Here is an 11,852-nt window from a genome sequence, read left to right on the forward strand (position 1 = left end):
TTAGCTAGCCATCTTGGTGTTCACAACATTCGACATTTCGTGTACAAGCTGTCGGTAGTCACGAGTAAATTGTTGAGTAACGGTCGCAAGCGCTTCGCCCATTTCACTCATAGTACGGTTTATTTCTTGCTGCATTTGTAAGTCCATTACTTCAACTTGTTTCTCGACAGCACTGCCTGTTCGCCCTACAGACTCTGTTATTTGGTCTTCTAAACTATCAAAGGTTCGACGAACTGCTTGTGCTTGAACTTGGAAGACATCTTCGAGAGTCGTTTCTAAACGGTCCTGAAGCTTAGTGAATGCCGCAGTTGTTTCAGATTGAATGTCGCGAGTGCTGGATAGTAACTCTTGATTTGCTTCTTTTAGTACTTTACCTGTCTCTCGCGAATCTTCTTTAATATCCGCGACTAGAACGCGCAATTGACCATTCAACTCTGTGATTGAGTCTTCTAGGTGTTGGCGAATCTGTTCAGTAGTATCGGTTAGATGACTAGTTACATTACTTAGACCACCCGTAGCTGTTCCTACTTGCTCTTGGATATCGGAAGAAGCTTCAACCAATTTCCCCCCAATATCTTGAGCACTCTGCGTCAATTGAGTAGATATTTCCTGCGCACCAGACTCAAGGTTAGAGCGCATAGCTGTCATGCTGTCATCGGTTGTTTTTGCAAACTGTTCTGATGCAGTCGCTAAAGCAGTTGAGATTTCAACGGTTTTGCTATCCAAGTTAGCCGCTAAATTATCAGCACCTTCACTGAAACGTTGATTCAAATTATCAACACCTGTTTCTATATTAGTGCGCATATTTTCAACACTATCTGTTGCTGTAGTACTAAAGCTATCAATTATACCCTGTGATTCTTTGAGCATTTTTTCGTAATGATCGGATGCGGCTTTAACAGACGTATCAATTGTGGACATTGTTGAGTCAAGTTGCTGTTTAATTTCTGGCATCGCCTCTACCGCCTTGTCTTTAAGCTCAGAGAACCCTTTCATTCGCTCTTCCAACTCTGTTACTTGACCATGACCAAGCTCCATTACTTCATGCAGTTTTTCCATAGTTGCTGGTATAGTTTCTGCACGTTCATTGATGCTGGCAACAGACTTCTCTGTTGAGCTAATCGCATCTACACCTAGCTGATATTTTGTCGACATATCTTCTAGTTGTAATCGGTAATTCTCTTGCCATTCCACGAGCTTCTTAACTGATTCATCAAGGCGCTTAAAGTTTTCACCGAATTGTTCAGTGAGCTTGTCATTAAATTCGACAATCACTTCTTTTAAAGCGTTGATCACCTGTTCAGTAGCAGACTTTGATAACAGCTCTCCAAACTCATTCATCTTGTTCCATAGTTGGTTAGCAAATTGTTCATCATTTACTTCTTTTTGCTTTAATTGCGCTATGACATTTCGATTTCCGTCATTAATATCAGTACGCAAATTTTTGATTTGAGAAGTTAACGACGAATCTTCGGCACCTTGAATTGAGCTAACTAGCATCTTTGTTGATTCAAGTTGTGCATTCATTACATTGTAGATTTCACTTGGCCCAACATCTTCGATTACTTCATCGTCAGTGCGTGTTAAAAGACCATTTATCCCTTTAAACAAGATGGAGAGAAACATACCAACTAAACTTGTTAAAAAAGCCGTCTTCAGGCCAGCCAGCAGCAACGTTATTGAATCATCAATATTCGCAGGGTCAAACTCCATTAACCCAACAACGATACCAGTGAATGTTCCTAGAATACCTAACGATGTCAGTAGATTTGGGCAGCTAGCCACAAACCCGGAATAGGCCGATTTATAACTAAAAAATAACCCCAAGCCGAATACTGCCATGATGATTAGTATGAATAGATCCGATATGGCGGCTGCGGTGTAAGCGGCGATCATAGAAGCGATGAAATCTGACATTATTTATTTTTACCAATGTTTGTAGTTAGTTAATGGGGTTCCGTTTCCCGCGTTTATACCCAGTTCTTCACAGCAGTACTTATAGTGCTTTGGAGCTATTCCGTTCACTGTAGATCCATTCGCATGGGTGTTTTTCGACCTAAGTAAGTGAAAGTCGTTCCATTTATTTTTCTGTTCAATGTACTGGTTAACCTCATGTAACTGAGATGCTCCAATACGATGGAAAATCTTTATATAATTACTTAATTGCTCTTCTTCACTGTCTGAAGCTCTAGCTGTGCTAGTACTAATAATATGATTCTCAACACTCCCCTTACTTTGTAGGGAAGGTACAGGGACATTTTCTTGACTTACATTTCTTCCTAAATACATCTCAAGAAAATTACAATCTATCGAAATATTCTTAATCAGATACCCAGACAATGAAATCGACAATATGGTTTTTACATGATTTGAGTACTCTATATCTATGTAAAAACCACCAAGGGATCTTGGGTTAACGTTAATTATCTTCCCTTTTCCCCATTGACGGTGGAAGATTGATATCGAATGTTCAAGCTGAAATATTTCCGCTAGATTGAACGTCGGATCTGACAGCAAAGCCATTAATTGAGTATCAACACTTTCCACGCCATCAGTCTCCTAGTAACTCAGGTACATCTGTAACGCCAGAATCACTGATTGTATTAACTCCATCTATTTTAGTACCGTCACAATCTATAAAGATCTGCCCATTTCTTCGTATCTGAGTGCACTCGTCAGGAATGATTTCAACTTCTTTCTCAACAATAGTTTCAACTTCGACTTCTTTTTCAATGATTTTTTCTACTTCAACTTCGGTTAATACTTCTTTAATTAACGGCTCTTCAGTAGCCCAGCGATAAGCTCGATACACCCCAATAGCTAAAAGTGCCGCAATAAGTAATAGGACAAATGCTTTCAGTAATTGGTTTAGCCAAAAAGCCGCTCGCTTCTGTTTTGTACGCCAACGGCGGTCTTTGGCTTTTGAGTTCAGCCTTTCTTCAGCTCTTTCTAAATCACGCAGTTTTGAGTCAGCTTCATACTGCATCGCTTTAAGTTTCTCTTGCTCAATCGCTAAACGCTGCTGAGCATGAAGCGCTGATATTGCTTCAGCATGTTCATCACTTAGCGATGCAGTATTTTGGTCTGTTTTTGTATCTGCGATATCGCTAACTAATTTTTCACTTTCCAATAGCTGCTTTAAACGCTCAGTTTCCTGTTCAATTTCTTCAAGTTCCGTCTCGTGTTGTTTACGCTGCTGAACTCGTTTCCATTTCAGTCTGTTCCACTCTTGAAGTTTCGTCAGATCCAGGCTTTGCATTTAGTAATTCCTCTAGGTCGTTTGCTGTAATATCTTCTGGGATTGGGACAATTCGTTCGTGAATAATGATCTGAGGCTCTTTTACTATCATCGGCTCACTAACTTTATGAATCTTGTCGATATACACAGGTACTTCTATCTCTACAGGAACTTCTACGATTTTCTCGACAACTTTTTCTACTTCTTTCTCTACTTCAACTATTTTTTCGACTTCTTTTACTACTTCAACTTCTACATTTATTATTTTTTCTACTTCAATTATTTTGTCTACTTCAACTTCAACAGGAACTTCTACAATTCGTTCTACTTCTTTTTCAACTTCGACTGGAACTTCAACAATTTTATCTACTTCAACGGTCTTCGTTCTACGATATGCCCATACTCTAAAGTATTTAATCATGCGATTATAAAACGCTAGTCGATAATCCTTTTGCTTTGCCTTTTTGTTTTTCTTCGTTTTTCTAATTTCTTTATGCTCTTCGGTATTAAGGCTTACCAGCAAATTCAGAATAAAATACACGGGGTAAATAATCATAGAAATAAACGATACGAATACACCAAACGGGTTACTAGGTGTTAAGCCAAACCAAGATGACACTTGTAATACAATACTCTCATACACTTCTTTCTTTTGGTTAAACGATGTTTCAGTACCAGCATAGCTATTTCGTGACTCTACAATTTCAAGCTCCATGCCTGATACTCGACTATCAATATCAATGAGTTCACTTTCGAGCCTACGTATCCGATCACTGTTACCTTCTTTATCTTTTTGGTGAACCGCCATATTGTGTGAAAGCGTATCGATTTGCTGTTGATAGTTTTCTACCGAAACTCGACAATCTTCAACAGCGTTACAATCAAGTTGGGTTAAACGTCTGTCACTTGATTTAGTACTTAGCTCAGATATTTTTTGATTACTTTCTGATAGCGATACATCAATACGTTGATTTGAAGTTCTTAAGTTTGAGAGCTCGCCAGAGATATTCCCTCTGCGTATTTCTAAGCTATTAATTAGCTCATTTCGATTATCGTTGATGACAATTTCACTCTCAACGGTACTAATTTCACTTGTCGCTAGCGAGTTAAGGTAACTGTTAATCCCTGAGTAGCATAAAAACCAAAATGCTGGTACCAAAATGAATATCATCATTTTTAGCAAACGGCTTGTTGTATACCAGTTTTTGATTACCTGAGAAGTCCAAACCAATACCGCAGCTTCAGTAAAAAACAAAAGTGCAGAAAAAGGGTTTATTGAGAAATCATCGTTAGGAAATAAAATATCGTAACCAAGTATATTAAACCATACGATTAGAATACCTAATATGAACAACATTATTTGGATCAGCATGTCATCATTATGCTTGTTTGCTTTTTCAATCATTTATATATATCTACCGTTAAGTAATCATTAGCATCTTCCGTAGTTAAGATTAACATGTCATCCCGACCGTAATTTTTCATAAACTTATTAAATAGTGCAGGCTTGCCATTGATCTCTTTCCAAAATGGCAAATAACGCTCATACATGGCTGAAATAATTTCAGGCGTATCTTCTATTTGAGGAAGATAAGGTCGATGAAAGCCGACCTCTGCGCCAGACTGCATTCTTTTGGTCGTCCCTGACGCGAAAATAAACCCACAAGCAGAGTAACAACGCATGTACTTATCGCTATCTGAGCTCCAATTGTTTTCTTGCATATAACGGCCTACAAGCATCGCCTCATGCATAAGACCACCAGGGCTATGGATCATAATTCGATCTAGCTCAATATTGCGGAGTTTGTAGTGGTCAACATAGCGTAAAAACTTTTCAAAGGTGCCTTCTGCTATTTTTCCTTCACCATATAAGTAGTACCCCTTCGAGTCTTGACCCAGCATAAACATAATATCCATACTCGATGATAGCGGGTGCTCTAGATGCTCAGGGGCTTGTATACTTGGCATTTCTCTTGGCAGCTCTACCGTCTTAACTTCTTTATTAGGAATTAAGAACTCTGATTCATTAGTCGTACTATCTGCCGACTGTTTATCGTCAGAATTAGTACCACTTTCTAAATTACTTTTGTTTTAAGTCTCTGATTTCAAAGATGAATTGGCTGCTTTATTAGGTTCAAGAAGCTTTTTAAGCTTCGGTGCTTGTTCTCCTTCAAAACTACCTCCATTTTTACTATCTTGCTCCAAAATCAGAGTATCAGCTGCAAATAACTGTGATTTATTTTGCATGTCTTGTTTAGAATCGATCTTACTAAGTTTCTGCACCTCCTCACGACGTTCATTGACTGAGGATGCTAGGTCACTGTTGGTTGTAGTAAGCTCAGATGACTGAGTCACATGAGAATCTGACGTACAGCCAAACAACAGGCTTAAAGGCAATAAGCTAAACGCAATCACGCGATGATTTGACATTATATTATGCTTCACTATTTTTAGTGTCATCTGTTGTATTCAAAGAGTCAGCTAATAAGCGGTTAACTAACCAGTTGATACTTCTATCTTGCTCTTCCGCTAACTTTTGTATCTCTGCAAATACTTCTTCATCAAAGCGAATTGTTATACGTGGTTTACTCATTACTACCTTTCACTACTATGGTGCTAACTGGTGCAGTATAAATAAGTTTGTTTTTATATCTGGAATATCAGTTATTCCAATATGTGTTATTAGAAATGATACCTATTCCTAGATATCACTTCTGATAGCTGCAAAGCCTAAAACTGAGATCGACACTAAACACCATAAAAACAAACTATCACTGCATGGCACCACTATGGTGCGAGGTGATGCATTCTAACTACACATACAAAAAAATTATTGATCCAGATCACATGAACAGCAACTTATAGAATGGCATACTATAAACACTCAGCTTAGTACACTTGTATCTGTTTCAGGTGGTTGCCAAACTGGTCTTGGTAGACATAGATAGGCCTTAGATTTACATCTCGGAAAGCTTTAAGTAGAGGTAATGTTCGGTATTGATTATTCATTAAAGCTTGCATCTCATCCCAATAGATTTTCATTAAATCGGGATTTTGCGTACCGTTGGAAAAGCCTTCTTTCGCAAATTCTTTATCTAGCTCTTTTAAATCAAGAACCATCATATAGATAAAATCACAATTTAATTGATTACCATGAGTCGTAATTACTTGTGTCGCTCTATCAATAGTTTGTGGCATATGCGCATTGACCTGATTAGATAGATCCGGTAGTACATTACAGATCTCTGACGAAGGCTTTGCTAGAGCAAGTGCAGATGCTAATAAAGTGCTAATTGTTAGTAGGTGAACTTTCATAAATTACTCTTTTGTCATTTTAAAGGGGCGACTCAACGTTTCTAAGCCGCTTCCATTCGTGAAATGATAGCTTCAAGCGGTAGATCTTTATCTCGAATCAGTGAGATGACACTTTCAATATCCTGCTCTCGGTTAAGTGCTAACGCCTGGTTGATATCGTCAATGAGCGTCAGTGCTTGTGATTTGTTTAAACCGCGTAATAGGCTAACTCGGTCTGTACTGTTCATTACCGCCAATTGCTGAGCAGAGTTTTTAGTTTCTTTGGTCGGCTCAATTTTGGTTACTAAGGGGGCAGAATTACCGCGTAACATAGTTTTCAAGATAGGCTGTTCTTGCTGCGTATCTTTAAGCAGTAGTTCAGGAGCGTTGGTTTCGCTTAATTGTGCATCTTCCGAATGGCTGCCTAGCTCAACGTTAGAATTTTCTGGCTCTGATTTAACGTACTTCTCTTTACCTTGGAGTAATTCAGAGTAATAAGCAGGCGTTGGCAGCATAAAATTCACATGCTTTAAAATAGCCGATTCAATCTCTTTCATCTCTTTAGGCTTGATGTAACCGCCCTGCTTTCTGTTTTGCAGTGCGATGGAAATAGCATGCTTCACAGCGTCAGTTCGTAAAGGTTTCACACAATTCACATCAACTTCACCAAGCACTCGTACTTCTTCCTGTGTTTTCATGGTTGGAATTCTTACACGCAGAGACTTAATACAGGTGTCAATTAGCTTATCGTTTGAATCTAAGACAAATGGCTTATTAACTTGGATTTGGTCTTCATTATCTAACTCTTTTTCATCATCCATTTTAGCTAAGCGAATTTCTCTCTTCACTTCGGCCATGAAGTTGTTTATTGATTTGCAATCAGATGGCGTCGAGCCTGTGTAGATGGGCTTGGGGACACCATCTATTAACACCTTTAGATGATTAGTTTGTGTTCGCTCGTATGAGAAAGGCGTATGAGTGCCAAGTAGATCATTAAGAAATTTGATCGCTCGTTTTTGGTATTTGCTGTAGCTCGCTTGTTTACACATTATGTTGCCTCTCTAGTGAACGGTCTGTCGTTGTTGAGAGGTATGGTAAAGAGCATATTGTTAATAACGTAGTTTATAAGCTTGTGATATGAGCTCATTGCATGTTCATAAGCTTATGAAAACATACTTCGATTAGATCGACTTATACTTTTCCTTAGTAGACTAATGATAATATTGTTATAAGGTGGAGTTTCTTGATATGAAGTATGGACATGCCCTACCGAATCAATAAAATCATCACCTCTCAATATTGTTTCCTTTGGTTCTACTATGTCTCAGTCTCAAATCTCCGTTCTAGTGAAGTGTAACGAGCACTGCAACATCGATTCTTTTCCGTTGCGCTTTGGTTTTACACTCAGCGAAGATAATGACTGTATTTTACTGCTAGAAGATGAGCCAAAAACTGACCGACGTTTTGAAGATAGATTGATCTATCAAGCAACGATGATCCACCCAATAACCGATGAGCGTTATTCAGGTACTTTTGTTGTCAGAGAGTCTGGTAAGGGTAAAGTTCTAGTTACGGCTTGGAGAAACGATATCGAGACTGAATTTTATCTATCTGAAGTTATGAAGATGCTTAGAAAGTCTGGTGTTTTATCGACGCAGCAATTGTTAGATTTTCACCCTAATTACGAGAAAAAGAATCTTAATTCTCATGCAGATCTAGTGCTAGCGCTTTCGACAAATAAATCTGCCCTTCAGATACAGAATATACAAGAGCAAGCACAATTAGCTGTTAATAGAACTGAAGCGCTGTTGCGCGAGCTAACGTTAGAAAATACACACCTAAAACTTCAAAATACTGCTCTAAAGCAGCAAAATGAAATAACAGAGCTGATTGAAGAAGTGCGTTCTAAGAATAGGTCCGGATTTTGGGTTGGTATGAGCGTGACTCTTGCGGCTGTGATATTTGCGGTTGGCTTTTTCATACTAGGTAGTAATGTAAAATCACCTGATAGCAAAATTTCATCTGATCAGAATTCGGTTCAAGTAACAGCTACTAGTGAAAGACTCTGGCCACCAGCCTATGCCGTTTCTACTAGAGATGCGATTAACCACGTAGATAGTGCAAAAACCGTGTGCGGAACCGTTGCTCAGGTTACAGATTTTGCTAAAGGAACGTATCTGAATCTAAACAAAAGCTTCCCGAACACGCTATTTACGGCTGTAATCTGGAATTCTGACAAAGAGCGAGTGCTGGATGATCAACACTCATTTCATGGTTTATTGGATAGTAAAGTCTGTGTGTCAGGTAAGATCACAAGCTATAAAAACCGAGCTCAGATTGTGGTTAAGAGTAAAAGCCAGTTGGTTTGGTATTGATTACTAAACTAATAAAGTAGCTACTCAAGTGATCTTTCCTCACAATAAACTCAGCGTCTTTAATGATAAGCTATGATTTACTATAACTATCGAAATATGTGGAGGTCATCATGAAAGAAAAACTAGGCGTGGCAGTTCAAGCCTATTGCGACTGGATTGATTCAAACATTATTGAGATAGCCTATGTCGGCTCTGTTTTAGTCGTAATTCTAACGCTCATCATTAATTTCATATAGGTGTATCTTTCTTAAAAACGTTGGCTTCATTATTGAGCATGGTATTTTTCTAGAAACGCTAGTGCCAAATCTATCGCTTCATCGATTTGAGGCTTTACGTCTTCAAATCCCTGTGTGAGAGGGTCTACTTTTGACGTTGCAGCTTCAACAATGACGGATTTACCTGAACGGTATACCGACAATCCCTCATCTGAGTATTTTTCAAACTTAGCAACTATCGCCTCATATTGTTCTGCTTGACCAAAAAACATCAACTTAACTGCATTACCATATATTTGGTGAACGATTTGGGTATTCTTGTCCGTGGGATTAGGAAAGAAGCGTATCCAAGTATTGCCTGGCGCTCTTGGCTTTGATGCCTCTGGGTTTAATTGCGGGTGCTTGTCTTGCACATACTTGAGGTAATCTTTCGCAAAGTTTGTCATCTCATCGCTAACCACAGCTTTGTAACCACGACGATTTTTCTCTATAGCCTCTTTAATAAAGTTTGCCCGATACACTCCACGATCATCGCCTTCAGAGACGAAAACGGCCATGATCTCTTCATATGCAATAGAGCTATCGTATTCTTCGATGTTCCTATCTAAATACTTTTTAGGGGCAATTAAGCACGTTTTAAAATCGACCCAATTCCCACTTTCAATCCCTTTTTCCCCACGTTTTTTGTAACGAAGGCCTTGCTCTGGCTGCGCTGTCGCATCAATCTTATTTTCAATAAGTACAGCCTGATCAGAGCCATCGTCAGACTGATAAATAAACACTAGATCAGATTCGCCTAACGTAGGGTCAATAACAGAATGCCATGCCCCCACTTTTACGATGTTAACCGGTTGGCATAACACTCGAGACACAAACCAGTGAGCAAATCGCGAAGAGATATTAAGCTCCTCCAGAATGAGTAGATCGACGTCTCTCTCACTAATACTCTTTAATAACTGTAGATCCATTACTTTCAACTCCAAATAAGGTTTAACCCCATCGATATATGCAATGCGTGCTGTCGCAAGGGGCTCACTAAGGTTACTCTGGCCTTCCTGACTTTTAACGCAGCAAATATACAGCACTTTTTATGCACCATCTTTTATAAATTAGACATGCAATCAGTAATAAGCTCTATTTATTGGATCGAGATCAGAAAGAATATGAAACTAGTTTCTCACGAACCATGCACTAGCTAGCATTTATTATAAAGATTGAAAAAGTGAGTCTTTATAATGATGAAATCGTTACCTATATCCAAACTCAACACGCTAGTATCTCCGTACCCGAATGTGGGCCTCATTGAAAGACTCAACTACCTATATGAGGCGAATGGAACTTCAATGGTTTCAATGCTTATCGAGTCTATCTCTCCAATTTTAGTGGTCAACTACAGGATTCATTCAAATGAGAAATAGTTTACAAGAATACACTGAGTCAGAATTTCTAGAACTTCTAGTTAGATCAGAGGAGATTGATTTTGGTGATAAAGAACTAGAAGCACTTGTTGTCTTCTTTAACGAAAAAATCGAGCACCCAAACGGAAGTACTTTAATCACGCACCCAACCATGCTGGGAATAGAAGACTCATCAGAAGCAATTATCGCAGAATTGAAACGTTGGTATGACGAGAAAGGTAAAGCTTGTTTTAAAGATACTTAATTAGCAGTACAAACGATAGAGGCATTTCATGCAAATCAAAAAAGATGGCAAAGGTCGATTGTATATCGAATAGCAACAAGCGGCTGGTGGCTCCAAGCGTGCTTGGGTTCAGCACAGAGAGCCCGATAGAGATTGGGCCAGCACGCCAGAGGGGCGTTACTTAAATGTGGTTCGTATTGCTGAATTAGGTGCAGGCCCAGCAAAGTAAGGCCTCACATTTGGAAGGCCTTTATTAGGTTGGCAGTATATAGTTTATTCCACAAAATGTAGGTGACTATAAGCATTACTAGATTCTGATATTTCGCCAGTTTCTAAGTTTAATATCAATGATTCACCATCTCGCCAAGCCCCACCTTCTGGTTCAAGATAAAGAATATGTGCGACTTTATTTTTTTCGCTCACTTCCACTTTAGCAATAATCTTGTTATGTAGCTCTGGCAAAGAGGTTTGAATAACCAATTGACGATCAACTAGTGAGGAGATCATAACTGCCCCATTTCGTTGTGTCTCGAAACTCAAGCAATAACTACCCTGATAATAGGTATAGTGTTTATCTAGCTCTTCTCTATCAATAAGCTGACAAGCTTGACTAAAATCGCCTGAAACTGGATCAATCAATTGATTATTAAGTACATAACGTTGATTATTGTTGATCTCATTGTGAATAGGGCTCCAATATTCACCAATTAAACCTAAATCTACTTTGGCAATACTTGAAAGGTATTCGCCTTGACCATTGTAATGGACGATCTCTTCACCTTTAGTTTCCGATAAATAAACCGAACCTTGGTTATCCAATAAGTAGCTCGAATCAAAAGCACGATTACCCTGCATGTCATACGCTTCTACAACTTGAAGAGGTGACTGAGGGTGAGAACTAGGTTCAAATAAGTAGTTTACTGTGTAATGACGCGTACCATCATGCACAAAACATTCATGAACCTCAGTAGGATCTGAAGCATCGACATCATCGATAGGTTGGGCACTTTCACATACTCGATAAGGCATGTTTATCTTGCCATCGGATAAAATAGCTATTGGATTTTGCCAATAAGATCGGAAGAGCGG

13 protein-coding genes and 1 pseudogene are annotated in these 11,852 nt (G+C 38.9%); 3 read left to right on the top strand and 11 right to left on the bottom strand.

Annotated features, from left to right (window positions below; translation table 11 throughout):
- From ACP45E_RS21310 to ACP45E_RS21350, 9 genes are all read right to left on the bottom strand, one after another.
- Positions 1-1,917: a MotA/TolQ/ExbB proton channel family protein gene (locus ACP45E_RS21310; protein ID WP_017037114.1), complete on the bottom strand. Its 1,917-nt coding sequence runs from the start codon at positions 1,915-1,917 to the stop codon at positions 1-3.
- A gap of 9 nt (positions 1,918-1,926) precedes the next feature.
- Entirely contained in the window at positions 1,927-2,547 is a 621-nt protein-coding gene (locus ACP45E_RS21315; RefSeq protein WP_017036379.1) for a hypothetical protein, read from the bottom strand.
- A 4-nt stretch (positions 2,548-2,551) separates the two neighbouring features.
- The gene (locus tag ACP45E_RS21320) at positions 2,552-3,259 is read right to left on the bottom strand and encodes a hypothetical protein (RefSeq protein WP_017036378.1); all 708 of its coding nucleotides are present in this window, start codon (positions 3,257-3,259) and stop codon (positions 2,552-2,554) included.
- The gene (locus ACP45E_RS21325) at positions 3,189-4,643 is read right to left on the bottom strand and encodes a hypothetical protein (protein ID WP_017036377.1); all 1,455 of its coding nucleotides are present in this window, start codon (positions 4,641-4,643) and stop codon (positions 3,189-3,191) included. The genes ACP45E_RS21320 and ACP45E_RS21325 overlap by 71 nt, the downstream gene beginning before the upstream one ends.
- Positions 4,640-5,206, bottom strand: coding sequence for a hypothetical protein (locus ACP45E_RS21330; RefSeq protein WP_017037115.1), 567 nt, complete (start codon positions 5,204-5,206; stop codon positions 4,640-4,642). Before ACP45E_RS21330 ends, ACP45E_RS21325 begins: the two co-directional genes overlap by 4 nt.
- 123 nt (positions 5,207-5,329) lie before the next feature.
- Positions 5,330-5,668: a hypothetical protein gene (locus tag ACP45E_RS21335; RefSeq protein WP_017037116.1), complete on the bottom strand. Its 339-nt coding sequence runs from the start codon at positions 5,666-5,668 to the stop codon at positions 5,330-5,332.
- A gap of 4 nt (positions 5,669-5,672) precedes the next feature.
- Positions 5,673-5,831 (bottom strand): ribbon-helix-helix protein, CopG family, encoded by a 159-nt coding sequence (locus ACP45E_RS21340; RefSeq protein ID WP_017036375.1) that lies wholly within the window; start codon positions 5,829-5,831, stop codon positions 5,673-5,675.
- Between the two features lie 296 nt (positions 5,832-6,127).
- The gene (locus tag ACP45E_RS21345) at positions 6,128-6,553 is read right to left on the bottom strand and encodes a hypothetical protein (RefSeq protein ID WP_017036374.1); all 426 of its coding nucleotides are present in this window, start codon (positions 6,551-6,553) and stop codon (positions 6,128-6,130) included.
- Positions 6,554-6,594: 41 nt separating this feature from the next.
- Complete coding sequence (locus ACP45E_RS21350; protein ID WP_017036373.1) at positions 6,595-7,581, bottom strand: hypothetical protein; 987 nt, start codon at positions 7,579-7,581, stop codon at positions 6,595-6,597.
- Between the two features lie 336 nt (positions 7,582-7,917).
- Here ACP45E_RS21350 and ACP45E_RS21355 point away from each other — a divergent pair, with 336 nt between their 5' ends.
- A complete protein-coding gene (locus ACP45E_RS21355; protein WP_241824371.1) occupies positions 7,918-8,907 on the top strand; it encodes a sulfatase in 990 nt (329 codons plus the stop codon).
- A 110-nt stretch (positions 8,908-9,017) separates the two neighbouring features.
- Positions 9,018-9,143, top strand: coding sequence for a hypothetical protein (locus ACP45E_RS21360; RefSeq protein WP_017037118.1), 126 nt, complete (start codon positions 9,018-9,020; stop codon positions 9,141-9,143).
- A 29-nt stretch (positions 9,144-9,172) separates the two neighbouring features.
- On the opposite strand, the gene ACP45E_RS21365 is transcribed toward ACP45E_RS21360, so the two are convergent.
- Positions 9,173-10,090, bottom strand: coding sequence for a hypothetical protein (locus ACP45E_RS21365; RefSeq protein ID WP_017037119.1), 918 nt, complete (start codon positions 10,088-10,090; stop codon positions 9,173-9,175).
- Between the two features lie 439 nt (positions 10,091-10,529).
- Here ACP45E_RS21365 and ACP45E_RS21370 point away from each other — a divergent pair, with 439 nt between their 5' ends.
- Complete coding sequence (locus tag ACP45E_RS21370; RefSeq protein WP_017037120.1) at positions 10,530-10,784, top strand: bacteriocin immunity protein; 255 nt, start codon at positions 10,530-10,532, stop codon at positions 10,782-10,784.
- A gap of 252 nt (positions 10,785-11,036) precedes the next feature.
- Here ACP45E_RS21370 and ACP45E_RS21375 read toward each other — a convergent pair.
- A pseudogene (locus tag ACP45E_RS21375) lies at positions 11,037-11,852 on the bottom strand (hypothetical protein); the annotation flags it as partial.

Origin of the sequence: Vibrio genomosp. F10 str. 9ZD137, from assembly GCF_049974785.1 — a bacterium.
Lineage (GTDB): Bacteria > Pseudomonadota > Gammaproteobacteria > Enterobacterales > Vibrionaceae > Vibrio.